The 25039-nt window shown below is 69.7% G+C and carries 21 protein-coding genes; 7 read left to right on the forward strand and 14 right to left on the reverse strand.

The features are described 5' to 3' along the window. Positions 1-22: 22 nt before the first annotated feature. The 3 genes from AB8619_RS09790 to sodN form a co-directional block, all read right to left on the reverse strand. Positions 23-778 (reverse strand): DUF4232 domain-containing protein, encoded by a 756-nt coding sequence (locus tag AB8619_RS09790; protein WP_436796276.1) that lies wholly within the window; start codon positions 776-778, stop codon positions 23-25. After that, positions 778-1221 carry an RNA polymerase sigma factor gene (locus tag AB8619_RS09795; RefSeq protein ID WP_436796277.1) on the reverse strand — a complete coding sequence of 148 codons (444 nt, stop codon included), beginning with the start codon at positions 1219-1221 and terminating at the stop codon, positions 778-780. The genes AB8619_RS09790 and AB8619_RS09795 overlap by 1 nt, the downstream gene beginning before the upstream one ends. Positions 1222-1361: 140 nt before the next feature. Then, complete coding sequence (gene sodN / locus AB8619_RS09800) at positions 1362-1772, reverse strand: superoxide dismutase, Ni (RefSeq protein ID WP_436796278.1); 411 nt, start codon at positions 1770-1772, stop codon at positions 1362-1364. Between the two features lie 36 nt (positions 1773-1808). Here sodN and AB8619_RS09805 point away from each other — a divergent pair, with 36 nt between their 5' ends. Further along, on the forward strand, positions 1809-2243 hold the full coding sequence (locus tag AB8619_RS09805) for a S26 family signal peptidase (protein WP_436796279.1): 435 nt from the start codon (positions 1809-1811) through the stop codon (positions 2241-2243). On the opposite strand, the gene AB8619_RS09810 is transcribed toward AB8619_RS09805, so the two are convergent. Then, positions 2209-2829 carry a TetR/AcrR family transcriptional regulator gene (locus AB8619_RS09810; protein WP_436796280.1) on the reverse strand — a complete coding sequence of 207 codons (621 nt, stop codon included), beginning with the start codon at positions 2827-2829 and terminating at the stop codon, positions 2209-2211. The two genes, AB8619_RS09805 and AB8619_RS09810, sit on opposite strands and share 35 nt — an antisense overlap. A gap of 23 nt (positions 2830-2852) precedes the next feature. Here AB8619_RS09810 and AB8619_RS09815 point away from each other — a divergent pair, with 23 nt between their 5' ends. The 4 genes from AB8619_RS09815 to AB8619_RS09830 all read left to right on the forward strand — a co-directional run bounded on the left by AB8619_RS09815 (position 2853) and on the right by AB8619_RS09830 (position 8974). After that, positions 2853-5249, forward strand: a complete 2397-nt coding sequence (locus tag AB8619_RS09815) for an HAD-IB family phosphatase (protein ID WP_436796281.1) — start codon at positions 2853-2855, stop codon at positions 5247-5249. Continuing rightward, positions 5246-6373 (forward strand): zinc-dependent alcohol dehydrogenase, encoded by a 1128-nt coding sequence (locus AB8619_RS09820; protein WP_436796282.1) that lies wholly within the window; start codon positions 5246-5248, stop codon positions 6371-6373. The genes AB8619_RS09815 and AB8619_RS09820 overlap by 4 nt, the downstream gene beginning before the upstream one ends. A gap of 67 nt (positions 6374-6440) precedes the next feature. Further along, a complete protein-coding gene (locus AB8619_RS09825) occupies positions 6441-8048 on the forward strand; it encodes a lactate racemase domain-containing protein (protein WP_436796283.1) in 1608 nt (535 codons plus the stop codon). After that, positions 8045-8974 carry a lysophospholipid acyltransferase family protein gene (locus AB8619_RS09830; RefSeq protein WP_436796284.1) on the forward strand — a complete coding sequence of 310 codons (930 nt, stop codon included), beginning with the start codon at positions 8045-8047 and terminating at the stop codon, positions 8972-8974. The genes AB8619_RS09825 and AB8619_RS09830 overlap by 4 nt, the downstream gene beginning before the upstream one ends. On the opposite strand, the gene AB8619_RS09835 is transcribed toward AB8619_RS09830, so the two are convergent. From AB8619_RS09835 to AB8619_RS09860, 6 genes are all read right to left on the reverse strand, one after another. After that, the gene (locus AB8619_RS09835; RefSeq protein ID WP_436796285.1) at positions 8971-10014 is read right to left on the reverse strand and encodes an SseB family protein; all 1044 of its coding nucleotides are present in this window, start codon (positions 10012-10014) and stop codon (positions 8971-8973) included. The genes AB8619_RS09830 and AB8619_RS09835 overlap by 4 nt on opposite strands. Next, complete coding sequence (locus tag AB8619_RS09840) at positions 10011-11051, reverse strand: hypothetical protein (RefSeq protein WP_436796286.1); 1041 nt, start codon at positions 11049-11051, stop codon at positions 10011-10013. Before AB8619_RS09840 ends, AB8619_RS09835 begins: the two co-directional genes overlap by 4 nt. After that, on the reverse strand, positions 11048-11350 hold the full coding sequence (locus AB8619_RS09845) for a WXG100 family type VII secretion target (protein ID WP_436796287.1): 303 nt from the start codon (positions 11348-11350) through the stop codon (positions 11048-11050). The genes AB8619_RS09840 and AB8619_RS09845 overlap by 4 nt, the downstream gene beginning before the upstream one ends. A 6-nt stretch (positions 11351-11356) precedes the next feature. Then, positions 11357-11653 carry a WXG100 family type VII secretion target gene (locus AB8619_RS09850; RefSeq protein ID WP_436796288.1) on the reverse strand — a complete coding sequence of 99 codons (297 nt, stop codon included), beginning with the start codon at positions 11651-11653 and terminating at the stop codon, positions 11357-11359. Positions 11654-11707: 54 nt separating this feature from the next. Continuing rightward, positions 11708-15835 carry an FtsK/SpoIIIE domain-containing protein gene (locus AB8619_RS09855; protein WP_436796289.1) on the reverse strand — a complete coding sequence of 1376 codons (4128 nt, stop codon included), beginning with the start codon at positions 15833-15835 and terminating at the stop codon, positions 11708-11710. 67 nt (positions 15836-15902) lie between these two features. Beyond that, positions 15903-16616: a GntR family transcriptional regulator gene (locus tag AB8619_RS09860; RefSeq protein ID WP_436796290.1), complete on the reverse strand. Its 714-nt coding sequence runs from the start codon at positions 16614-16616 to the stop codon at positions 15903-15905. A 62-nt stretch (positions 16617-16678) separates the two neighbouring features. On the opposite strand from AB8619_RS09860, the gene AB8619_RS09865 reads away from it, so the two are divergent. Further along, positions 16679-18964 carry an aconitate hydratase gene (locus AB8619_RS09865; protein ID WP_436796291.1) on the forward strand — a complete coding sequence of 762 codons (2286 nt, stop codon included), beginning with the start codon at positions 16679-16681 and terminating at the stop codon, positions 18962-18964. 60 nt (positions 18965-19024) lie between these two features. Here AB8619_RS09865 and AB8619_RS09870 read toward each other — a convergent pair whose 3' ends face one another. Next, positions 19025-19930 carry a DUF559 domain-containing protein gene (locus tag AB8619_RS09870; protein WP_436796292.1) on the reverse strand — a complete coding sequence of 302 codons (906 nt, stop codon included), beginning with the start codon at positions 19928-19930 and terminating at the stop codon, positions 19025-19027. 157 nt (positions 19931-20087) lie between these two features. Then, on the reverse strand, positions 20088-21785 hold the full coding sequence (locus tag AB8619_RS09875) for a DUF2207 domain-containing protein (RefSeq protein ID WP_436796293.1): 1698 nt from the start codon (positions 21783-21785) through the stop codon (positions 20088-20090). 53 nt (positions 21786-21838) lie between these two features. Here AB8619_RS09875 and AB8619_RS09880 point away from each other — a divergent pair, with 53 nt between their 5' ends. Beyond that, the gene (locus AB8619_RS09880) at positions 21839-22786 is read left to right on the forward strand and encodes a GDP-mannose 4,6-dehydratase (protein ID WP_436796294.1); all 948 of its coding nucleotides are present in this window, start codon (positions 21839-21841) and stop codon (positions 22784-22786) included. On the opposite strand, the gene AB8619_RS09885 is transcribed toward AB8619_RS09880, so the two are convergent. Continuing rightward, on the reverse strand, positions 22783-23715 hold the full coding sequence (locus AB8619_RS09885) for an NAD-dependent epimerase/dehydratase family protein (RefSeq protein ID WP_436796295.1): 933 nt from the start codon (positions 23713-23715) through the stop codon (positions 22783-22785). The genes AB8619_RS09880 and AB8619_RS09885 overlap by 4 nt on opposite strands. Further along, complete coding sequence (locus AB8619_RS09890; RefSeq protein ID WP_436796296.1) at positions 23712-25007, reverse strand: nucleotide sugar dehydrogenase; 1296 nt, start codon at positions 25005-25007, stop codon at positions 23712-23714. Before AB8619_RS09890 ends, AB8619_RS09885 begins: the two co-directional genes overlap by 4 nt. Positions 25008-25039: the final 32 nt, after the last annotated feature.

The raw sequence follows: 25039 nt of genomic DNA on the forward strand, positions 1-25039 counted from the left end.
CCGATCGACCCGAACGGAACACTCACTCACCGACGACTCGAACGAGCCACGCGAGGCCTTCGCCCGAGCGCAGCCAGATCGGTGTTCCGTTTCCTCGTACCGCCAGCGCCGACGCAGGACAGGCTGCGTGTCGATCCTCCAGACGAACCGGGAGACGATCGGTCGTGCCGTCATACCTGCCGACGTGGACCAGGTAGCGCCCGGGGGCAGCATGCAGCGGGGCGAACAGGGTCAACTCCAACGAGTCCCCTGGCGCCAGGTCCACCGGCGTGGCCATGAGTGCGCACCCCAGCTCGAGCGGCGCCTCGATGGGCGTTCCATCGAGATCGAACAGCTGCACCGTCCGACAGGGGTGGCGCTCGAGCGAGCAGGGCTCGCTCCCGTCGTTGGTCACGGTTTCGCGGTAGAGCGCGGATGTCCCGGCACCGGTGACGAGCTCCGACGCGTCCCTCGTCGCTTCCCACGTGGACTCGCTCCGGAGATCGGGACACACCTCAGGCCAGGTCGGCGGCACCACAGGCGCGGAGGCGGACGGCGGAGGCGTGGACGACGTGGAGGTCGCAGCCGTCACGCTCGCGACACCGTCGTCGCCTCCGGTGAACACCGCAGCGAGCACTCCCAGGACGAGGATCGCGGCCACCGACGCGACGGCGACGGGGACGGGAATCCGCGCTGGCCACACGGTCCGGTTGGACGGCCTCACGATCACCTCGTCCATGGAGATCGGACGATCCACCGACTGGACCCAGTCGCGGACGTTCTTCTCGAGATCACTCATCATTCCACTCCCATGTGTCCGCGCAGTCGAGCGATACCGCGCTCCAGATGCGTCTGGACGGTGGACTTCGCGATGTCGAGGAGTTCGGCGACCTCGGCCAGCGACCATCCATAGCCATGGACGAGCACCACGATCGTCCGCTGGCACGTCGGCAGCGCGGCGATCGCTCCCCCGAGTGCCGGCTCGACGGTCGTCACATCGTCGACGAGGGCAGCGGGGAGCCATCCCTGCCGACGCCGTCGAGCCTTGGACTGGCCGACACGGAACAGATAGCCGACCGGATTCTCGATGGTGACCAAGCGATCACGGTGTTCCCACGCCCACGCGAGCGCCGCTGCCGCGGCATCGCGCCCGCGCTCCGGCCCGTAGCGAGCCACGAGCGCAGCCCGGAGCCGCGGCTCGACCATCGCATACCAAGACGAGAATCCCGTCTCCTGGTCCACGCCCTCCACCGTCATCATCACCCATCCAGACCGGCGACGGCACCGAACGTACGACAGCTCGGCGCAAAACAGACGAACGGACGACCTCTCGGTCGTCCGTTCGATCGTTCGATGGACACCCGCCAGCGGCGGGAGGTCCGCTACTTCTTGGTCTCGGCGAAGATCTCGGCGATCTCGTCGATGAGGTCGATCAGCTTCTGGCCGTCGGCCTCGTCGTTGCTCTTCTTCGCATCGCCGGCGGCCTTGGTGGCACGCCAGAACAGGTCGTGGAGCTGCGGGAACTGCTCGACGTGCGGCGGCTTGAAGTAGTCGGTCCAGAGCACCCAGAGGTGCTCCTTGGCCAGCTGGGCACGCTCTTCCTTGATGATGATGCAGCGAGTGCGGAAGTAGTCGTCGTCGGACGCGTTGTACTTCTTCATCGTCTCGAGGACGGACTCGGCCTCGATGCGAGCCTGCGCGGGGTTGTAGACACCACACATCAGGTCACAGTGGGCGTCCGCCGTGGCAGCATCTTCGAGGTCGGCGATCGAGAGCAGGCGAGAAATGCTCATTGGGTCTCCTTGTTGAGAGGAAGGGGGTGGACGGAAATGGTCACTCGGGAACGGACCCTAGCGGCGCTGATCGGAGCCGCAACGGTGCTGGTTCTCGCCGCGACGTCGCTCGAACGGCACGTGGTGCGCGGTGAGTCGATGAAGCCCACGTTGTTGCCCCGCGACACGGCGATCTCGGTCAAGGTCCGCTCGCCCCTCGGCGCGGCGATGCGGTTGGCCCGTCATCCGCGACCCGGCGACATCGCGATCATCGAACTCCCGTGGGAGCACGACCTCATCGGCATCAAGCGCCTGGTCGCTCGGCCGGGCGACGCCTGGGAGGACGGCAGCGACTCGGTGCGGACCGGTCCCGGTTGGGTCGCGGTCGGCGACGAGCGGACGCTGTCCACCGACAGCAGGCATCACGGGCGGGTGCCTGCCGGCGCCATCCGTGGCGTCATGCTGGCGAAGGTCGGTCCCCCGGAACGCTGACGAGGGCGTCGCGCAACAGGTCGGTCAGCTGGTCACGTCGGCGCACCAGCGATGCCAGCGTCGGTTCCTCGCCGAGCGCCCGGAGCACCTCGACCTCGGTGGCGAGCCCGGTGACCGACGAATACGCCATGAGGACCAGCAGCTTGGGGTCGTGACGACGGAGCCGTCCGGCATCCATCTCGACGTCGAGCCAGTGCGCCGCGGCCGTGAGCAGCGGCGCCACCGACTCGGTCAGACGAGTCGACGTCGGCGGACCGAGCCGGTTGACCTCGCGCATGAAACCCAGCATCGACGGGTGGCGTGCGGCGAGTCGGAAGGCGACACGCACGATCGCCTCGATCCGGCCGAAGCCGTCCGGCGCCCCGTCGAGACCGCGGGCGAAACGGGTCTGCAGCTCGGTGGCGCAGAAGTCGATGACCGCCTCGACCAGCGCATCCTTGGACGGGTACCAGTAGAGGATCGCCTGCTTGGTCATGCCCAGGTCCCGGGCGATGGCGTCGAGCGACGTGCCGTCGATGCCCGTGGTGCCGAACGAGCGCAGTGCGGCCTCGAGGATCCGCTCGGACGTCGTCGCTGCGGAGGTCACTTACCAGATGGTAGAACAAGGGCGTGACCTCGCATGGCGCGATCTCGATCGCCGACGATCTCGACGGCAAACGCATCGCCATCACCGGCGGGACCGGCTTCCTCGGAACAGCGCTGATCGAGCGGCTCCTGCGCGGCGTCCCCGGGTGCGAGCTCGTCCTGCTCATCCGCGCCGGCCAGCGACGGACGGTCGAGCAGCGCGCCAAGCGCGAGATCTTCAAGAACGACGCGTTCGACCGTCTGCGGGCCGAGACCGACGACTTCGACGCCATGATCGCCCGTCGGGTCACTCCGATCGCCGGCGACGTCGGCACCGACGGACTCGGCCTCGACGCCGACGGCCGAGCCGAACTGGCCACCTGCGACATCGTCATCCACTCGGCCGCCACCGTGAGCTTCGACTCGCCGCTCGACTCCGCCGTCGAGGTCAACCTGCTCGGGCCGTCGCGCATCGCCGCGACACTCCACGACCTGCACGACGAAGGGTCGATGGCCGAACTGCCGCACCTGGTCGCCGTGAGCACCTGCTACGTCGCCGGCAACCGCAAGGGCTCGGCGCCCGAGGTCCCGGTCGACCAGAGTCCGTTCTGGTTCGGCGTCGACTGGCGCGACGAGGTCGCCGCCGCTCGCCGGATCCGCGCCGACGCCCAGGCCGAGTCACGCAAGCCCGACATGCTGAAGCGCTTCCGGTCCGAAGCACGCAAGGAACTCGGCGCTGCCGGCACTCCCCTGCTGGCCTCGAAGACCGAGCAGAACCGCACCCGGTGGGTCACCGACCAACTCGTCGATGCCGGCCGATCCCGCGCCGCCAGCCTCGGGTGGCCCGATGCCTACGCCTACACGAAGGCGTTCGGCGAGCGGGCCCTGTTCGACCAGCGTGGCGACCTGCCGGTCTCGGTCGTCCGTCCCGCCATCATCGAGAGTTCGCTGGCCGAACCCTCACCCGGGTGGATCCGTGGCTTCCGGATGGCCGAGCCGGTGATCATCTCCTACGCCCGCGGGCTCCTCAAGGAGTTCCCCGGCGTGCCCGAAGGTGTCGTCGACGTCATCCCCGTCGACCTCGTGTGCGCTGCGATCTGTGCGACTGCCGCCGCCGGACCGGCGCGCAACGACGACGGTTCGCTCGCCGAGCCGCGCATCGTGCAGTCGGCGTCGGGCTCGGCCAACCCGCTTCGCTACCAGACGCTCGTCGACAACGTCAGCGGCTGGTTCACCGAGCACCCGATCTACGACAACGACGGCCAGCCGATCGTCGTGCCGGAGTGGAAGTTCCCGGGCCGCGGTCGGGTGCAGGCACAGCTCGAACGGGCCAAGTCGATCCTCGAGAAGTCCGAGTCGGTGCTCCAGGCCCTCCCCTTGCGGGGGAAGCAGGCCGAGTGGGCGGCGACGCTCGAGGAGAAGAAGGAAGAGGCGCAGCGAGCGCTGACCTACGTCGAGCTCTACGGCGCCTACACCGAGTGCGAGGCCATCTACGGCGTCGACAACCTGCTCGGCCTGGCCGCCGCCTGCGACGACGAGTCGCGCGAGAACTTCTGCCTCGATCCACGGGTCATCGACTGGGACCGCTACGTCACCGAGATCCACCTGCCGTCGGTCGTCACCCATGCCCGTGTCAAGACGACGCCGGGCGCGAGCGACCGGGAATCGCGGTCGTCCCGTCTCCGCCGGCAGGTCCTGCACGAGGACCGGCAGGTCGTGGCCTTCGACCTCGAGAACACGCTCATCGCCTCGAACGTCGTGGCGTCGTACTCGTGGCTCGCCACCCGTCGACTGCCGACCGACGACCGGCTCCGCTTCGTCCTGCGGACCCTGGCCGAGGCCCCGTCGTTGCTGTCGCTCGACCGCAAGGACCGCAGCGACTTCCTGCGCCACTTCTACCGCCGCTACGAGGGTGCCGACGCCGCGCAGCTTCACGCCGACACCGTCGAGATGGCCAGCCACCTGTTGCTGACCAAGTCGTTCCCCGAGGCGATCCGTCGGGTCCGTGAGCACCGCAAGCTCGGACACCGGACGCTGCTGATCACCGGGGCGCTCGGCGTGGCGATCGAGCCGCTCAAGCCGCTGTTCGACGACGTCATCTGCGCCGAGATGAGCATCGGCGCCGACGGCCGCTTCACCGGCGAACTCACCGACGTCCCGCCCACCGGCGAGACCCGAGCCCAGGCGCTGCTCGACTACTGCGAGACCCACGGTTTCGACCCCGCAGAGTCGGTCGCCTACGCCGACTCGACCTCCGATCTCCCGCTCCTCGAGGCCGCCGGATTCCCGGTCGCCGTCAACCCCGAGGCGCGCCTCGCTGCCCTGGCCCGCAAGCGCGGTTGGCTGGTCGAGCACTTCGAGAAGTCCGCCGGTCACAGCGACCCCCTGCTCCCGATCGGCCCGTCCTGGCGTGGCCGCACCCCCACCAGGATCGCCCGATGAAGGCCCTCGAGTTCTCACGCAAGCCGGCTCGGTACGCCGCGGCCATGGTCGCCGGCGCGTTCAAGCCGGGGGCCGGCGCCGCGGTCGGACCGATCCGACTGCGTGACGTCGACACCCCCGACCGACCGACCGACGACTGGGTGTCGTTCCGTCCACGCCTCTCGGGGATCTGCGGATCGGACCTGTCGACCATCGACGGCCACTCGTCGCGCTACTTCGAGCCCATTGTCAGCTTCCCGTTCGTTCCCGGTCACGAGGTCGTCGGCGACCTCGACGACGGCACCCGAGCGGTGCTCGTCCCGGTCCTGCACTGCGGGATCCGCGGCATCGACCCCGCATGCCCTGCGTGCGCGGCCGGCCAGATCAACCGGTGCGAGCGCATCGCGTTCGGCCACCTCGAACCCGGCCTCCAATCGGGCTTCTGCTGCGACACCGGCGGCGGCTGGTCCGAGGAGATGGTCGCCCATCCCGACCAGCTCGTACCCGTCCCCGACGCGGTCTCCGACGAGGCCGCCGTCATGGTCGAACCCACTGCATGCGCCGTCCACGCCGCCGCCCAGGTGGTCGGCGACGGGCCCGTCGCCGTCATCGGCGCCGGCACGCTGGGCCTCTTGACGGTCGCCGCACTCGACCGCGACGACGTCACGGTCGCCGCCCGCTACCCACATCAGAAGCGGCTGGCGAAGGAACTCGGCGCCAGCAGAGTCGTCGATCCCGGCGAACTCGCCGGCGCCATCCGTCTCGCCACCGGCTCGATGAAGCTCGGGAGCCAGCTCACCGGCGGCGCCCCGACCGTCATCGACTGCGTCGGATCCGAGTCGTCACTCGCCCTGGCCCTCGAGGTCGTGGCACCCGGCGGAACCGTCCTCGTCGTCGGCATGCCGGCCACGGTGAACCTCGATCTCACCGGGCTGTGGCACCGAGAAGTCGCCCTGCGCGGCGTCTATGCCTACGACCGGTCCGACTTCGACACCGCCATCGACCTGGTGGCCTCGAAGCAGCTGGACCGCCTCGTCACCCAGACCTACCCACTGCGTCGCTACACCGATGCCATCGCGCACGCCGCCGAGGCGGGCCGCCGTGGTGCCGTCAAGATCGCCTTCGACATGAGGAACCCCAAATGAACATTGCGTCACTTCCTCAGCACTCTCCTGAGCAACCGACGAAATTTTCGATGGGAGGGGTGGTCTGATGCCTCGTCCCGGTCTCGTCATGGACGTGGACAGCTCCACGCCACCGATCCTCTTCCATCGCGGCGAGGGGTTCTCGCTCGAGAAGATGCCCGCCGGCCGCACCCGGGTCATCTACCCGGCCGAGCCGCTCCCCGGTCTCAAGAACGTCGACGACAAGATCGCCGCCGCGCTCGAAGCGCCGCTCGGCGACTCGAAGCCGCTGTCCGAACTGCTCTTCGGCGGCATGAAGCTGACGATCTGCTTCGACGACATCAGCCTCCCGCTCCCCCAGATGCGCAAGCCCGACGTGCGCCAGCGGATCATCGAGGCCGTGCTCGACACGGCCGCTGCGGCCGGCGTCGACGACGTCGAGATCATCGCCGCGCTGGCGCTGCACCGTCGCATGACCGAGGACGAGCTGCGTCACGCCGTCGGTGATCGCGTCTACGACGCCTTCGCCCCCGACGGGAAGCTCTACAACCACGACGCCGAGGATCCCGACGGGATGCTCGAGATCGGCACGACCGACCACGGCGAGCTCGTGGCCATCAACAAGCGGGCCGCCACCAGCGACCTCATCGTCTACGTCAACATCAACCTGGTGTCGATGGACGGCGGCTGGAAGTCGACGGCCACCGGGCTCGCTGGCTACCCGAGCCTCAAGCACCACCACAACGTCCACACCATGCAGCACTCCAAGAGCTTCATGGACCGCCACAGCTCGGAGCTCCACCACTCCAACTGGCGGATGGGCAAGGTCCTGCGCGACAACGACGTCAAGGTCTTCCAGATCGAGACGACGCTGAACAACGACACGTTCGGCACCGAGGCGCTGGGCACGCAGAGCCCGATGTCGATGCTGGCCAAGCGTGAGTGGGAGTGGACCGCCAAGGACCGCGCCATGTTCCTGGGCATGCAGGCCGGGCTCAAGCGCATGCCGGCACGGGCCAAGCGAGCGGCGTTCATGTCGTGGAAGGCGCCCTACGCCGTCACCAGCGTGCAGGCCGGCGAGGTCGAAGCCGTCCACGAGAAGACGCTCGAGCACTGCTTCGAGCAGCACATCGTCCCCGTCGAGGGACAGACCGACGTGTTGACGATGGGGCTCCCCTACATCTGCCCCTACAACGTCAACTCGATCATGAACCCGATCCTGGTCATGTGCCTCGGGCTCGGCTACTTCTTCAACATGTACCGCGGCAAGCCCCTCGTGCGGGAGGGCGGCGTGCTGATCATGACCCACCCGACCCCGTGGGAGTTCCACCCGGTCCACCACCCGAGCTACATCGACTTCTTCGAACAGGTCCTCTCGCAGACGACCGACCCCAAAGAGGTCGAGAAGTACGAGAAGGACTTCGCCGAGGACGAGTGGTACCGCCACCTGTACCGGACGAGCTACGCCTACCACGGCGTCCACCCGTTCTACATGTGGTACTGGGGCAGCCATGCCCTCCAGCACCTGGGCAAGGTCATCATCGTCGGCGGCGAGCCGAAGGCCGTGCGCCGCCTCGGCTTCGCTCCCGCCAGCACGATGCAGGACGCGCTCGAACTCGCGTCCGACGTCGTCGGGCCACAGCCGACCATCACCCACGTCCACAACCCGCCGATCCTGATGGCGGACGTCACATGAACTTCGAGGCGTTGGACCCGCGGCGCAAGCTGCGCTCGGCCTCGTTCCCGTTGCGCGCGCCCGACACGCCGAAGGGCGTCGCACCGCTCACCCCGAAACGTCAGACCGGCGCCGACTACGACACCGACTGGGCCCGCACGTTCCCCGCCCGTTGGGCGCGGACGGTGCTGCTCGAGGCGGTGCTGCGACCCACCATCGCAGGCGTCGCCCGGCCGAAGGTCGAGGGGCTCGACCGCCTCACCGATCTTCGCGAGGGCGACTTCCAGCCGGTCATCTTCTGCGCCAACCACCACAGCCACGTCGACACCCCGCTGGTCCTCACCAGCCTCCCCGAACCGTGGCGCTACCAGGTGTTCGTCGGCGCAGCGGCCGACTACTTCTTCCGCACCCGCGCCACCAGCGCGGCGGCGAGCCTCGCGCTCAACGCGATCCCCATCGAGCGGGCCACGGTCACGCGCAAGTCGGCCAACCTGGCGACCGAACTGATCGACGACGGTTGGTCGATGCTCATCTTCCCCGAGGGCGGACGGTCGCCTGACGGCTGGGGCCAGGACTTCCGCGGCGGCGCCGCCTACCTGGCGCGCCGCACCGGCGCTCCGGTGGTCCCCGTCCACCTCGCCGGCACCGGCCGCATCCTCCGCAAGGGTTCCAAGCGACTCCGCCCCTCGCCCACCATCGTCACGTTCGGGCACCCGCTGCGGGCCGAGGAGGGCGAGGACACCCGTCGTCTCGGCGCCCGCATCGAGGCCGCCGTCGCCGGACTCGCCGACGAACGCGTGACCGACTGGTACGACGCACGCAAGCGGGCCCACGCCTCCGACACGCCGACCCTCGCCGGACCCGACGCCCCCAGTTGGCGTCGAGCGTGGGCGCTCGGCGACCGCGGTCCCCGCCGTCGCCGACGCACCTCCTGGCCCGAGCGCTAACTCGCCACGGCGACCACGGCGCGGCCCATGGGGCTCGCCGTCGGGATCACCACCACACCCTCGAGACCTCGCTCGGCCAACGCTGCTCCGACGCGCCGGACCGCCTGTTCCGGCGTCGTGTCGGCGTCGGGCTCGACGGCCAGGACGACGTCCAGCCCTCGGCGAGCGCCGTGGACCGCTCGGACTCCCCGGCCCCGGCCGTCGACGCGGATCTCGTCGATGACGCCGACGACGGCCGGATGCACGACCGGTGACAGGTCGAGTTCGCCCTGGGGAACGACCAGCCCCGGCGCATCGGGGAGGCACCGCACCTCGATCTCCTCGAGCACGCAACCCACCACCCACCCGGGGTTGATCGCCACGCCGTGACCGGGCGGACAGACCATCGCGAGTTCGGTGCCAGCGACCTCGATCAGCGGGACGGCGTCGACGCCGGCAGCGGCCGCGTGTTCTGCGACCCGTTCGGACGAGGTGAAGGCCGAGATCATCGGCATGCCACGGACCTCGACCGGCAGGAACTGGAACGAGATCGCGTCGCCCTCGACACCCAGTTCGAGCACGGGGACGAGCAGCGACGAATCGACCAACGCTCGCCGCAGTCCGCTGCGAGCTCCCGGGTCGGCCACCTGCGCGGCCATGGCGATCTCGATCGCGGAATCGGGATCCGGCGCCGGGTCGAGCGCTCGCTGATGGGGGCCGTCGCCATCGGGAACGGCGGCGATCGCCCCGAGCAGATGGACGAGTGGCGCGGCGCTCGCCAGCCCGATCGTCGCGGCAACGTGCCGGCGGAGGACGGCCGCCGTCACCCGACCACCGTGGCGCTCGAGGCGGCCGTGGCGCATGTCCCGCAACAACACGAGGATCGCTCGGGCCAGGTCGTCGCCGAGGCCGATCCAGTGCTCGTCGAGCGCGTCGACGGCGTCGACCAGCGAATCCTCCACCGTGGCGATGTCGCTGGACGTCGACGGCAGCGCGTCGGTGTCGAAGAAGACCGCGGCGAGGAGCACCCCGAGGGCCGACTCGGTGTGGACCGTCGTCATCGGCTGCGCTCCCCCGCCTCCGCATCGACCAACGCCGCGCCCGTCCGGTACCCCTGCACGACGGCGAGGCGACCGGTCACCGCGCTGACCACGAACCGCTGATCGAGGAGCGGCGCCCCCTCGACCAGGCGCATCGCCACCTGGCCGAGACGAGCATCGAACCGAGCGAGGCCACGGACGACCAGGCTCCCGGCGCGGGTGCCGGCCGTCCCCAGACCACCGGTCGACAGCGCCAGCACGAGGTCGGGCACACGGTGTCCGAGCCAGCGAGCCACACCGTCGTCGGTCAGGGTGTCGAGGTCGACCGCAGACCGTCCGAGTTCGGTGGCGAACTCGCCGGGGTGGTCGCGGGCGAATGCGAGCACCGCCACCACCTGCTCGCGGTTCGACCACGCCTCGCGCCACTCGAGCGGCCCGGTGAGCGGGTTGACGAAGACCATCACCTCGGCCGAGAACGACACCAGCTCCCACGTGCCCTCGGTGACCCCCACGCCGAAGCTCCACACGTGCCCGGCCCCGCCCTTCACCCGCTCCCAGTTCGACGGCGGCGGCGTGGCGAACGTCGGTTGATCGTCCAACCAGTCGAAGAGCTCCGCGACGTTGGCGAGCGACGCACGATGGTCGTCCCACGCCCGCTCGGCGTCCCAGCCGATCCGCTGGACGTCGGGCACCAACTCGTCGGGGACCGGACCACCCAGGCCGAGGGCAGCCAGGCGACTCCGGCACCAGCGGATGGTCGCGGTGTTCGCCTCGAATCGTTCGGCGAACCAGTCGAGCCGCTCGGCCGCCAGTGCCATCCGATCGATGGCCCGGTCGAACGCGGGGACGATCGGCTCCCGTTCACAGATCCGGCGGTACGCCTCGAACGCACCTCCCTGCCAGTGCACGCCCTGCCCGACGGCTTCGAGACGAAGCGCTGCGGACCGCCCGCTGCGCAGCGACGGCAGCGTCGACCGGATGTCGGCGGCCGCCGCACGGATCGCAGCGCTGTCGCCGGGTGGGTACGGCAGATCCGACAGAGCGACGGGCAGGCTCATCGGATGCAGGAAGCCAGTTCGGCGTCGAGCTCCTCGTAGCACTCGGCGGCGCGATCGAGGACGTCGGCGAATCCGTTCATCATCTGCCGGAGCAGGTCGAACTCCGATCGCCACTGACGGACGAACGTCGACACCTTGTCGTCGGCGCGTCCGTCGTGATCGATGCCGGCGCGCACCCGACCGTCGGCGGCGTCGAGCGCGACGCCCGCCCCTTCGAGCGCGCGGTCGGCGGCGAGCACCTCCGAGGCCGCCGCCCGGAGCTGCTCGGGCTCGACGAAGACGAGGTCGGCGCCGGACACCGGTGGTCAGCCGTTCAACGAGGCGGCGATCGACGACTCCTGCGCCTCGTACTGCTCGCCGATGGTGCGCAACAGGTCCGCCATGCCGACGAGTGCCGTCTCGACCTCCTTCCAACCCTGCGTGGCGTTGGCGTAGAGCCCGTGGAACGCGCCGGCCGCCTGGCCGCGCCACCCGCTCTCCACCATCGCCTGGACAGCGGCGAGCAGCGAGTCGAGCTGGCTGGCGATCGCACCGCCCTCGTTCCGGAGCCGCCCGGCCATGGTCTGGATGTCCTCGAACGTCACCAAGATGTTCGATGTCATTTCGTGCCTCCTCATTGATCGATGGAGGCACTCTTTCATGTCATTTCATGCCTTTCAAGGAGTTTTTGTCTCTGGACGGCCCACCTGGACGGTGCGGACCTGTCGGTCGACGGCGAGGACCCCACGCCCCGGTGGGAACGTCGCACCCGGCCGCAGCCGCACGCGGGTACCGAGGTGTTGGTCGATCTCGGCCGGACCCTGCGGACACAACAAGAGGAGCCTCCGCCCGCGCTTGAGCGCCGGCACCAGACCGTGGAACGCCCGGGCCGCAGCTGCGGAGTCGAACGAGGCGACGACCCGCACGTGGTCGAGTTGCGCGACGGACTCGACGATCCGGGCGTCGGCTTCCGTGAGGTCGTCGGCGTCGTCGATCAGCACCACGGTCGCCTCGTCGATGCTGGCGAGGGCCTCGACCGCATCGACGTCGACCTGCCGAGCTGCGACGACGAGCATCCGCTCCCCCGTCGCCGCGAGTCCGGCACGGACCGCGTCGAGCGCCGTGGACCGCCCCGACCCCGGTGGCCCCATCACGACGAGGTGGCCGCCCGCCAGGTCGACGAGCGCCGGGTCGATCTCGCCGTCGATCCCCTCCTCCACGCCCAGCGCCACCACGAGGCCGTGGTCGGCGTCGGTCGGTCGGTCCACCTCGAGCGGCAGCCCGGTCGCACGGGTGACCGGCTCGCTCGCCGCGTCGATGCCGCGCTCGACCAACGCCGCGGCCTGCGCAGCGCCTGCAGGATCGTCTCCGAGGACGGCGACCTGGATCTCCTCGTCGCCGCGGAGATAACCACGGCCGGCGCCCAGCCCACCGGCTCGGGCCAACGGCAGCGGCACGCCGAAGCTGACCATCGACTCGGGTTCGGCCATCCGCAGTGCCAGGCGGGCGCCGAGCGCACCGAGCGCCGGGTTGGGCACGTCGGGGCGACGGTCGGCGGCGATGATCGGGTGGATCCCGACCTGGCGCCCTTCGACCAACACCCGCTGGAGGGTCTGGAGCCAGTCGAAGCTCGCCGGCTTGTCGAGCTCGGCCCGCAACGAGCCGAATCCGTCGATCACCACGATCACCCGGGGAACGATGGGCGAACCGTCCCGTGCCCGGAGCGCGCCGAGCGACTCGACACGTTCGTCGCCCAGCATCGTGCGCCGTTCGCGCACCTGGTCCTCGAGCCACTCGATCTCGCGAGCCGTGGCCTCGAGATCGTCGGCGGTCACCACGGCGCGGGTGTGCGGGAGTTCGAGCAACGGCAGGAGCGCCCTGCTCGCGAAGTCGAACACGACGAGCTGCACCTCGGCGGTCGACGCGCCGTCGGTCAGCGAAGCAGCAGCCGTCCGGAGCACCGTCGAACGCCCCGAACCACCGACCCCGACGACCGCCAGACCACCTTCGACCTCGAGATCCACCACCGCCGGCGTGCGTCGCTGGTGTGCAGGGTCGTCGCGGAGCCCGATCACGGCCACGCGACCCCGATCTCCGGCGCGAGCGGCTTCGCCGGCCTGCGCGGAGACGATCGCCTCGAGGGGAACGACCTCCGGCAGCGGCGGCAACCAGGGACGACGGGGCGCCGATCGACCGGACCGCGTGTTGGCGAGGACCACGGATCGCACCACGTCGTCGAGTTGCGTGCCGTGCTCGCTGCCGATCGTCGATCCCGGCACGGCATGGCGGTCGCCGAAGCCGAACGGTGCCACTCGCACCCGTCGCGACTCGCCACCGTGGCGCGGGCCGCCCGACCACGCCACCTGGAACGGGACGAGATCCGTCGGGCCGATCCGGGCGAATGCCCTCCCACGCAGCGGCACGGGGATCTCGGCCGCGTCGGGAGAACCGATCACGTTCTGTGAGTCGGACGGATCGACCACACGGAGAGCGATCCGCAGGTTGGTGTTGGCGAGGATGTTCTCGTTCACCGCGCCAGCGGGGCGCTGCGTCGCGAGGATCAGGTGGATCCCCAGGCTCCGGCCACGCTGCGCGATGTCGACGATGCCGGCGACGAAGTCGGGGACCTCCTTGACCAGGGTGGCGAACTCGTCGACGACCAGCACGAGGCGTGGTGGGGCATGCTCCGGGTCGACCGCCGTGAACTCCGCCAGGTCGGCGGCACGATCGGCGAGCAGTGCCATCCGTCGGTCGAGTTCCGCCCGCAGCGACGTGAGCGCTCGCAGGCTCAGGCGAGGATCGAGGTTGGTCACCACACCGACGTTGTGGGGGATGTCGGCGAAGGGCGCAGCGGCCGCACCGCCCTTGTAGTCGATGAACAGGAACGTCAGCCGCTCGGGTGGGTGCCGGGCCGCCATCGCCGCAACCCAACTCTGGAGCAGTTCACTCTTGCCCGAGCCCGACGTACCCGCGATGAGCGCGTGTGGGCCCTGCTCGACGAGGTCGAGCGACAACACGCCATCGGGGCCGACGCCCACGGGCGCACCGAGGAAGCCGCCGTCGCTGAGCTTCCACGCCGACGCGACATCGGCGGGCGCCGGCGTGCCACCGAGCACGTCGGTCAGACCGACCGAGCGAGGGATCGACCCCGCACGGGCGACGCTCGACGCGTCACGCAACGGTGCGAGGTGACGGGCGAGGCGGTCCAACCACGCTCCGTCCATGGTCTCTGCGGTGAAGGTCACCGGCGTCGACCCACTGTCGGTGCTCGCGCAGATCGAGCGTCCCGGACCTTCGGCCACCCGCACGACGGTCGCGCACTGTCGGGGCATCAGGGCCTCGTCGCGGCCCACCCAGATCACGCGGATGCCAGCCGAGGGCGCGACGTCGAGGAGACGTCCGAGGGCGGCCCGATCGACCGGCGCCTCCTCGTGCACGATCACGACGATCCGCGGGAAGTCACGCTGTTCGTTGGCCACGTCGAGCAGCGCTCCGAGGACCTGGGCGTTCGCCTCGGGCCACACGGCGAGATGGTCACCCGGCAGCGGCGACGCGGGTGAGCGGACGTGGGGCACCCATCGGAGCCACTCGAACGAGCGCAGCGCGACCGGGGCCAGGAGTGCCACGACCACGACGTCCTCGGGGCCGTGCCGAGCGAGGAGCTGACCGAGCACCGAGCGCACGACCCCGTCGACGAGGTCGCCGTCGCCGTGGAAGCCCACGGTCACCGACTGCTCGAGGTCGAGCGCGACCGGTGCATCCGTGATCGTCCCCGCGGCCTCCGACAGCCGAGTCTGCGCCGCTCGACGCAACTCGTCGTCGCCACCCGACTCGACCGCGATCTCGATCCGGCTGGCCACATCGGCCGTCCCCAGCCGGAGGACGAGCAGGTCCGGGGCGTCTCGTCCACGCTCCCACAGCGACGGTCGTCGAGTACGGGCCTCCTCGATCAGTTGCGACACGTGGGGCAGGGCGCGCAGTCGATCGACTCGCTCCTCCTCCACGGCGAGGCCGACCTCGGCCACCCGCTCGTCGACCAGTCGGAGGTGATCCGCTCGGTCCTGACGGAACGACCGCCTGCCCTGGCGCCGCTCGTGACGGGAGACGAGGAGGAGCACGATCGGCGCCAGCAGTGCGATGACCAGGAACTGCGGTCGGCCGAGCACCACGGCGAAGCCCACCCCGCTCGCCAGCGGGACCACGAGCGACGCCACCGCAGCCTTCGACGGCGGCGGGGACGACGGCGGCGCCGGCAACGGCTCGAGCACCCGGGCACGTTCGGCGACCGGGCGATACGGCGTGCGGTTGAACGGGACCCCGCCGGAGCCGTCCACGGCGTCGTCGGGTACGAGCGGACGGATCCGGAGGGTGAAGGGACCGATGACGACGTCGTCGCCCCGCTGCTCGACGGCCCCTTCGAGCGTCACCCGCCCCGATCCGTCGATCTCGGCAACCACCGCGGCGGCCGGTAGCCGTGCGCCGAGCAACGGCACGTCGTCCTGCGACGAGCCGCCGATCCGATGTCGACCGGGTCCGAGCACCCGCGGCGGACCCAGGTCCGGTCCGCCCACGATGGCGAACTCAACCGCCACCGGGTCCGTCCGACCGGGAGGTGCGTGCGGCGACAGCCAGACCCGAGCGCCCGAGCACAGACCCACACCGGCAACGAGGTGGTCGTCGTCGAGGCGGACGCCGGACTCGTTCCAGACGGCAGCGCCGCCCTCCACCTCGACCGACCGGGCGGTCGCGTGCTCGGTCAGCGATCGACGCAGGTCACCGACTGATGCGGTGTCGTCGACCTCCACGCGGCAGTCGAGCCGCGTCGCCCGTCGGTCGTGGCCGACCCGGAGCTCGAGGAGGAGTTCGATCCGGTCAGGATTGCACCAAACGCAGACCCGCCGGGGACAGCTCCGCTCCCTCCTGGAACGGCAACTCGACGACGAACTCGGTCAGATGCGCCGGGAAGCGGTGTTCGGAGGTGAGGACCGATCGACCGTCGACGTCGACGCTGACCCGTTCGACCACCAGCATCGGCGAGCCGAGCGGGACCTCGAGCAACTCGGCGTCTCGTTCGTCGGCGAGGGCCGCCCCGATGGTCTGGGTGGCATGGTCGAACGCGACGGGCAGGAGCTCGTAGAAGGTCGCCGACTCGACGTCGTCGCGACTCAGCGACGAACCCAGGTCGGCGGGACACCAGACGGTGACGAGCGCAAAGGGCAGTCCGTCGGCGAGGTTGACCCGTACGACCACCAACTCGTCCACGCCGTTGCGCTCGGTGAACCCGAACGACACGACCCGGCGCTCGGAGCGTCGGCCCTGGTCGGTCAGCTGGCCTTCGATCGTCGACAGCGCACCCAGCGACTGACGAACGGTCGCGCCGGCGACGAACCACCCGTATCCCTGGCGGGACGAGACCAGTCCGTCTTCGCGCAGCAGCTCGAGGGCCTTCCGGACCGTGACCCGGCTCACGTCATAGGATCCGGCCAGCTCTGCCTCGGACGGCAGGACGGCGCCCGACCCCAGATCGCCAGCAGCGATCCGGCGGCGGAGGTCGTCGGCAATCGTCCGGTATCTGATTTCCCTCACTTGTCTCATAGTTGTCTATGATCAAGTCGAACGCAAGTACATCGTCTGCGAAAGTGATCACCATGCCTGTGACCTCCTCCACGCCCATCGAACTCGTACAGGCCGTGTACGACCGGCTCCCCGAGTCGGCCGGCATCGCCCGGGAGCGCATGGGGAGGCCGGTCACGCTGGCCGAGAAGATCCTCGTCAACCACCTCCGCGACCGCCAGGGCCAGGAGATGGAGCGGGGTCGCTCGTACGCCGACTTCGATCCCGACCGCGTCGCCATGCAGGACGCCACCGCCCAGATGGCGCTCCTCCAGTTCATGACCGCCGGTCTCGACGAGGCCGCCGTGCCGTCGACGGTCCACTGCGACCACCTGATCCAGGCCAAGGTCGGCGCGCTGAAGGACATGGCCGTCGCCGTCGACACCAACGCCGAGGTCTACGACTTCCTCGAGACCGTCAGCCGTCGCTACGGCCTGGGGTTCTGGAAGCCGGGCTCCGGCATCATCCACCAGGTCGTCCTCGAGAACTACGCGTTCCCCGGCGGCATGATGATCGGCACCGACAGCCACACCCCCAACGCCGGCGGCCTGGGCATGGTCGCCATCGGTGTGGGTGGCGCCGACGCCGTCGACGTCATGACCGGCTTCCCGTTCAACGTGCGCTGGCCGAAGCTGATCGGCGTCCACCTCACCGGCTCGCTCTCGGGCTGGACGTCGGCGAAGGACGTCATCCTCGAGGTGGCCCGCATCCTCACCGTGAAGGGCGGCACCGGGGCCATCGTCGAGTACTTCGGCGAGGGCGCCGACTCGATCACCGCCACGGGCAAGGGCACGATCTGCAACATGGGCGCCGAGATCGGCGCCACCACGTCACTCTTCCAGTACGACGCGAACATCGCGGCCTACCTGAAGTCGACCGGCCGTGAAGCGATCGCCGACGCCGCCGACGCGGTCGCCGGCGACCTGCGCGCCGACCCCGAGGTGCTCGCCGATCCGGCCGGCTATTTCGACCAGGTCATCGAGATCGACCTGTCGACCCTGGCGCCGATGATCAACGGCCCCCACTCCCCCGACCGCGCCCACACCGTGGCCGACGTCGGCGACACCGCCGTGAAGGAGGGCTGGCCGGTCGAGATCAGCGCCGCCCTCATCGGCTCGTGCACCAACTCGTCGTACGAGGACATCACCCGTGCCGCCTCGATCGCCCGTCAGGCTGCGGCCAAGGGCCTCAAGGCCAAGACCCGTCTGCTCGTCACCCCCGGTTCCGAGCAGGTGCGCGCCACCATCGAACGCGACGGACTCCTCGACGACCTCGAGGCCATCGGCGGCGAGGTCCTCGCGAACGCCTGCGGTCCGTGCATCGGCCAGTGGGCCCGTCCCGACCAGGATCTCGACGAGGTCAACACCATCGTCAACTCGTACAACCGCAACTTCCCCAAGCGCAACGACGGCTCGGCCAACACCCTGAGCTTCGTCACGTCGCCCGACACCGTGATCGCCATGGCGCTCGCCGGCCGACTCGACTTCGACCCCCGCACCGACACCCTCACCAACGACGAGGGTGAGGAGGTCCGCCTCGACGAGCCCGTCGGCATCGACCTCCCACCCCAGGGATTCGACCGCGGCGTCGACACGTTCATCCAGGCACCCGAGGACGGCTCCGACGTCGAGATCGTCGTGTCGCCCACCTCCGACCGCATCCAGTTGCTGACGCCGTTCGAGCCGTGGAGCGGCGAGGACTTCATCGGACTGCCCGTCGCCGTCAAGGCCCAGGGCAAGTGCACCACCGACCACATCTCGATGGCCGGACCGTGGCTCAAGTTCCGCGGCCACCTCGAGAACATCTCGGGCAACCTCTACCTCGGTGCCGTCAACGCCTTCACCGGCGTGGCCGGCGAGGGCAAGGACCCGGTCGACGGAACGGTCAAGTCGTTCCCCGAGGTCTGCAAGAGCCTCCACGAGGCCGGCCGAGCCTGGGTCGCCGTCGGTGACGAGAACTACGGCGAGGGTTCGTCCCGCGAGCACGCCGCCATGGAGCCCCGCTTCCGCAACTGCGCCGCAGTCTTCGCCCGTTCGTTCGCCCGCATCGCCGAGACCAACCTCAAGAAGCAGGGTGTGCTGGCGCTGACGTTCGCCGACCCGGCCGACTACGACAAGATCGGCGAGGACACCCTCATCGACATCGTCGGCCTCGCCGACCTGGCGCCAGACCAGCCCGTCACCGTCCGCCTCAACCAGCCCGACGGCTCGGTCGACGAGATCTCGACCACGCAGACCCTGTCGCCCGAGCAGATCGACTGGTTCAAGGCCGGCTCGGCCCTCAACATCATCCGCAAGCGGGGCGGCGGCGCCAACGCCTGACGTGACCGGAGCGGTTCTGTGGTTGTGGCGTCACGCTGACGTGACGCCAGAACCACAGAATCATCGGGACAGCACGAGCGCGACGATCTCTGCGACCATTGCACCCGGATCGTCGAGGTAGTCGTCCCACACGAACCTCGGCGCAACCCAGCCCAGCAGGGCCAGCGCTCGATCGCGTTGACGGTCACGTCGAGCCGTCTTCATGCGGGTGAGATGATCGCGCCCGTCGAGTTCGACGTCGATACGTCGATCGGGCCACGCCAGGTCGAGTTCGATCGGCCCCGCGGTCGAACAGGACACCACGTGATGAAGGGTCGGTGACGGGATGTCGACCGCAGCCAGATCACGGAGCACGAGGCGCTCGAACTCCGAGTCAGGCACCTCCTTCGTCATCCGTCCCAGGGCCGTCCTGAAGGTGGCCACGCCCGGGCGACCTCGACGAGCGTGCGAATGCAGGGTGTCGACCAGAGCTCCGAACGACATCGGCAGATGGCGCTGACACGCATTGATCCGTGCGAGGACGACGTCGGGCGGGAGGCCGATCGCCGAGTCGAGAAGCGCACGAGCAACCCCGACCACCGGAATCCCATCGATTGATCCGGCCTTGGCAAGCTCGAGGTCGCTTGACCGGAGCACCCGGCATCCCGCCGTCGAACGTACGCCGCTCGCCGCCGGCACCGTGATCGAGTGCGTGTTCGGCGACGCGATCTCGGGGCACCAGAGCGTCAGGGCCGACTCCCCCGTCGCCAGCGCACCCGCGCCGCCAGCCAGGACCGCCACCATCAGGTCCTGTCGCTCGGTTCGGGGCGCAGAAGCGATGACATAGACCCGTGGACGTCGCCGCACGATCGAGCCATCGGACGTGGCCCGCATGATCGACGTGCGACTCACACCCACGCCTTGGGCCTGGGCCGCGGTGAACGCGCCGTGTTGCCGCCAGGCGATGGCTGCGATGCGCTCGAACATCGTGTGTCCCCTCAGTCGATCGAGGGGGAAGAAGCCTCACGCTACGAAGGGGTACTGACACGAACTCCTGAGCCGACCCGAACGGTTCTGTGGCTCTCGCGTCACGCTGACGTGACGCCAGAGCCGCAGAATCACCGCAAGGCCGTCACGCCCCGGGTCACCAGGATCCGCCGCCGCCTCCCCCTCCACCGCCGCCGGCACCTCCGCCCCCGCTCGACGAGGGCGAGGTGGCGGCGGACGAGGTGGAGCTGTGGAGGTTGTGGGCGATGAGCCAGTAGCTGGGGTCGTAGCCCGAGGCCATCGAGACGGCGGAATCGTCGAGGGCCTTGGTCCACGCTCCGGTCTCGCCGAGCGCGACGGCCCAGGCCAGGTACTCGTGCAGCTGACCCGACTCGTCCACCCGTTCGACGTCGGCGACGCCGGCCGATCCGAGGAACCGACGAAACGCTTCGACCTCGGCGTAGAGCGCGGAGCCTGCTGGCGTGCGGACACGGAGCTCCCAGGCCTTGAGCGCGGCGCCGATGGCGACGCCCGCCGGCACGGTGAGGACCGCCAGTTGCGCCACGGTCGGTGACGCCAGCGACCACCGGTAGGCCAGGAAGGCGATGATCGGCAGCGTGACGACGAGCCCGAGGACGCCGTACAAGGCCCCCCGCTTCGCTCGACGCTCGCCTTCGGGCGACCAGAGTCCACTGGAGGTGCGCCAGGCGTCGAGTTCGGCCGCGACCATGCTCCAACCGGAGGCGAACGACGTGTCGTAGGTGCCGAGCTGGACCGCGGGGCGAGAGTCGAACATCGTCAGGAGTACGGCATTGTCGGCGGCGCCGTTGCCACCCAGCCATCGCATCGTCGGCTTCTTGGGGTCGCCCTCGAGTACCAGCGCGCCGTGCTGGGCCTGGTCGAGCAACCACGCCGCCTGGTGCTCCTTCTTCGCCTTCTCGGCCAGCACGACACCGCCCTGCGCCGCCGTGAGACGGCGAGGAGGCGCCACCCGCGGAGGAGCGTCGTCGAGCAGGTCGTCGACGTCGACTCGCGCCGTTCCCGGCGGCACGGGCAGCGATCCGTCGGCGTCGCCGGCGAGCGGATCGGGGGCGAACTCGCGACCAGCACGACGCAGGACTCGTCCGGTGACCAGCGCCGCGACCAGAGCGGCCACGTAGCCGAAGAGCGCGGGCAGCGCGAGGGGTGCGCCGGTGTCGCCCGCAGGCGGCGGGATCGCAGGCGGCGTCGGGGCGGCCGCCACCGGCGACCCGAGGCGAGCACGAACCGTCACCGCCTCACCGCTGCCGATCCCGCTGGTCCGGACGACGATGTGCCCGGGTTCGACCTCGACCGCCTCACATCCGCCGGTCGCACCGAAACTGCCCTGGTCGCACGACAGGTCCTCGAGGGTGCGGTCGCTGAGCACGTGCGCCTCGACCGCCTCGATGCCGACCTCCCACTCGTTGCCGACGATGTTCCATGCGAGCCGATCGCCGATGATCAGAGTGTCGATGTCGTAGCCGATCAGATAGCGGTGCGCGCCGGAGATGGTCACCGAGGGATCGCCGATCCGCAGGCTGTTGCCGGTCCGCTGCACTTGCGCTGGAGCGTCGGGCGACGAGACCGAGACGTCGGACGGGAACGTGAGACCGGGAACGACTCGGATGATCCCGTGTCGCTCGGATCCGGCGCCGAAGTCGTAGTCGATGACCTCCTCGACCCTGGCCGACCCATCAGCGTCGATGGCGGCGACCTCGAAGTAGGCGACGATGCGTTCACGGCCGCCGACCAGCAGGCCGACGAGCTGCACCACCGCCGGCAGCGCGGCCAGCACCACCATGCCGAGCATCGACAGCCGTCGTCTTCGCATCATCTCCCCACTCCGCCGTGCATCACCCGATCATCGCAGGCTGCCAGACTCCGAGCGTGGCAACTCATCTCATCACCGGCGTCGCGGGCTTCATCGGATCGCAGCTCGCGGAGGCGTTGATCGCCACGGGTGACAACGTCGTCGGCGTCGACTGCTTCACGCCGTACTACGACCGCTCGGACAAGGAGTCGAACCTCGCGACGCTCCGGCAGTCGGACCGGTTCGCCTTCCACGACCTCGACCTCCGCCACGACCCGATCGAACCGCTGCTCGACGGCGTCGACGTGGTCGAGCACCAGGCATCGCAGCCCGGCGTCCGCCTCTCGTGGTCCGACGAGTTCCGCAGCTACAGCGAGTGCAACGTCCTCGCCACCCAACGGCTGCTCGAGGCCAGCCGGCAGATGGGAATCGCCCGGTTCGTCTACGCCTCGAGTTCGTCGATCTACGGGAACGCCGGCCGCTACCCGGTGCTCGAGTCCGACCTCCCACGACCCCACTCGCCCTACGGCGTGACCAAGCTCGCCGCCGAGCACCTGTGCAACCTCTACGCCCGCAACTACGGCGTGTCGACGGTGTCACTGCGGTACTTCACGGTGTACGGCCCCCGGCAGCGCCCGGACATGGCCCACCACCGTCTCATCGAGAGTGCGCTCGACCAGACCCCGTTCCCCCTCTACGGCGACGGGTCACACGTCCGCGACTTCACGTTCGTGGGCGACGTCGTACGGGCCAACATCCTCGCCGCCGGAGCCGACACCGCGCCGGGGACCGTCGTCAACATCTGCGCCGGCGGGTCGACCTCGATGCGCGAGCTCATCGACGCGGTCGGCGACGCGGTCGGCCGGCCCGTGGTGATCGACGAGCAGCCGCCGCAACCGGGCGATGTCGACCGCACCGGCGGCAGCAACGAACTCGCCCGGGAGAACCTCGGCTGGGCGCCGACGACCGACCTCGCCGACGGGATCAGGGCACAGGTCGAGTGGCACCGAGGCCGTCGGAACTAGCGCAGCGATCGGTGCCAGTCGACGGTCGCCCGCAGCCCGTCGTCGACCGACGTGGGTTCGAGCGCTGGGAAGAGGGAACGCAGCCGTTGCTGATCGGCCTGCGAGTGGGGCACGTCGCCGGGCCGTGAGGGCTGGTGCTCGCGCTCGAGCGGGTGACCGAGGATCGACTCGAGCCGCTCGACGACGTCGAGGAGCGTGTACCGCCCACCGAACGCCAGGTTCACCGGCATGTCGCTGTCGAGGCCGAGACGCACTGCCTCGCTGATGACATGGCAGACGTCGCCGACATAGGTGAAGTCGCGCGACTGCGAACCGTCGCCGTGGATCGGGAGCGGGTCGCCGTTCAGTGCGGCGTCGACGAACGCCGGGATCACCGCGGCGTAGGCGTGACCCGCTGCCTGCAGCGGGCCGAACACGTTGAAGAAACGGAACGGGACGGCGTTGAAGCCGAAGACCCTGGCGTGCGCCAGCGTGTACTGCTCGGTGGCCAGCTTCGACACCGCGTAGGGCGACATGGGCTGGGCGACCATGGTCTCGACCTTGGGCAGCTGAGGGTTGGCGCCGTACACCGACGACGACGACGCGACGGCCACGAACCCGACGTCGTGGCGGCGCATGGCCTCGAGCACCATGAGCGTGCCGGTGGCGTTGGCCTCGTGGCTGGCCATGGGGTCCTCGATCGACCGAGGAACGCTGGGCCGGGCGGAGAGGTGAACGACCGCGTCGGCACCGGCCAGCGCCGCGTCGAGGTCGTCGTCGTCGAGGATCGACCCGACGATGAGTTCGGCGTCGACGCCGGCGAGGTTCGACTCGAATCCGGTCGCGAGGTTGTCGAGCGCCACCACCGAGTCGACCCAGTCGCAGCCGGCGAGATGGGCGCACAGGTTGGCCCCGATGAACCCGGCCCCGCCGGTGACGACGACCTTCACAAGCGCTCCACGTTGTCGGCGGTCGGCATCCGGTTCCGGCAGTCGAGGACATGGACGGCGTGGCGGGCCACCAGGTCGTAGTCGAACGCGTCGTGATCGCAGATCAGGACGACGACGTCGGCCGCCTCGAGTTCCTCGGCCGTGAGCTCCACCCGTTCGACCGGAACGCCGAACGCGTCGGGGGCGACATGCGGATCGGCGGCGGCGAGCTCGGCACCGAGGTCGGTGAGCAGCTGTGCCACCCGCGTCGACGGCGTCTCCCGGGCGTCGGAGGTGTTCGGCTTGTACGCCAGGCCGAGCAGCAGGATCCGCGAACCGGAGACCGCACGCTGTCGGGCGTTGAGCGCCAGCATCAGACGTCGCACGACGAAGTCGGGCATGTGCTCGTTGACGTCGTTGGCGAGCTCGACGAAGCGGAAGTCGACACCGAGCGAACGCTTGACTCGCCACGACAGGAACGACGGGTCGATCGGCAGGCAATGGCCGCCGACACCCGGGCCCGGGGTGAAGCGCATGTAGCCGAACGGCTTGGTCGATGCCGCGTCGATCGATGCCCAGACGTCGACACCGAGATCAGCAGCGAACATGGCCAACTCGTTGACGAGCGCGATGTTGACGTGGCGGAAGGTGTTCTCGAGCAGCTTGGTGAGCTCGGCCTCCTTGCAGCCGGGCACCCGCACGGTCTGGTCGACCAGCGCCGAGAAGAACTCGTCGACCTTGTCGAGCGACGCGTCGTCGACACCGGAGACGACCTTCGGGGTGTTCTCGAGCGTGTAGGTGGCGTTGCCCGGATCGATGCGCTCCGGGCTGTAGCCCAGGTGGAAGTCGGCGCCGACGGCGAGTCCCGATCCCGCTTCGAGGATGGGTCCGACCAACTCCTCGGTGGTGCCGGGGTACGTGGTCGACTCGAGGATGACGGTCGAACCGACGGTGACGTGCGGCGCCAACGAGGCTGCGGCCGACTCGATGTACGTCAGATCGGGGACACCGTCGGCGAGCGGCGTCGGCACGCTGATCACCGCCACGTCGAAGCCGGCAGCGGCGTCGAAGGTGGTCGACGCCCGGTAGCGGCCGGTGGCGAGCGCCTCGGCCAGCGTGTCGGAGCTGATGTCCTCGATGTACGAGTCGCCGTCCTGGAGTGCCTTGGCCCGAGCCTCGTTCAGCTCGATGCCGGTCACGTCGTACCCCGCCCGCACCGCGGCCATGGCCACCGGGAGTCCGACATAGCCCTGTCCGACGACGACAGTCTTCTGTGCGGTCACCGGGCGCACAGTAGCGGCGCGAGATGCCAACGACGCGAGAGCCGTAGACTGGCCGACAGCTC

This window comes from Actinospongiicola halichondriae (genome assembly GCF_049103745.1).
GTDB lineage: Bacteria > Actinomycetota > Acidimicrobiia > Acidimicrobiales > Salinilacustritrichaceae > Salinilacustrithrix > Salinilacustrithrix halichondriae.

Bases quoted from the DNA above. Each gene is read 5' to 3' on its own strand.
- AB8619_RS09830 (WP_436796284.1), top strand. From the start codon at position 8,045: ATGAACTTCGAGGCGTTGGACCCGCGGCGCAAGCTGCGCTCGGCCTCG.
- AB8619_RS09875 (WP_436796293.1), bottom strand. From the start codon at position 21,785: ATGATGCGAAGACGACGGCTGTCGATGCTCGGCATGGTGGTGCTGGCC.
- AB8619_RS09805 (WP_436796279.1), top strand. From the start codon at position 1,809: ATGGTCACTCGGGAACGGACCCTAGCGGCGCTGATCGGAGCCGCAACG.
- AB8619_RS09820 (WP_436796282.1), top strand. From the start codon at position 5,246: ATGAAGGCCCTCGAGTTCTCACGCAAGCCGGCTCGGTACGCCGCGGCC.
- AB8619_RS09870 (WP_436796292.1), bottom strand. From the start codon at position 19,930: ATGTTCGAGCGCATCGCAGCCATCGCCTGGCGGCAACACGGCGCGTTC.
- sodN (WP_436796278.1), bottom strand. From the start codon at position 1,772: ATGAGCATTTCTCGCCTGCTCTCGATCGCCGACCTCGAAGATGCTGCC.
- AB8619_RS09825 (WP_436796283.1), top strand. From the start codon at position 6,441: ATGCCTCGTCCCGGTCTCGTCATGGACGTGGACAGCTCCACGCCACCG.
- AB8619_RS09865 (WP_436796291.1), top strand. From the start codon at position 16,679: ATGCCTGTGACCTCCTCCACGCCCATCGAACTCGTACAGGCCGTGTAC.
- AB8619_RS09840 (WP_436796286.1), bottom strand. From the start codon at position 11,051: ATGAGCCTGCCCGTCGCTCTGTCGGATCTGCCGTACCCACCCGGCGAC.
- AB8619_RS09790 (WP_436796276.1), bottom strand. From the start codon at position 778: ATGAGTGATCTCGAGAAGAACGTCCGCGACTGGGTCCAGTCGGTGGAT.
- AB8619_RS09835 (WP_436796285.1), bottom strand. From the start codon at position 10,014: ATGACGACGGTCCACACCGAGTCGGCCCTCGGGGTGCTCCTCGCCGCG.
- AB8619_RS09850 (WP_436796288.1), bottom strand. From the start codon at position 11,653: ATGACATCGAACATCTTGGTGACGTTCGAGGACATCCAGACCATGGCC.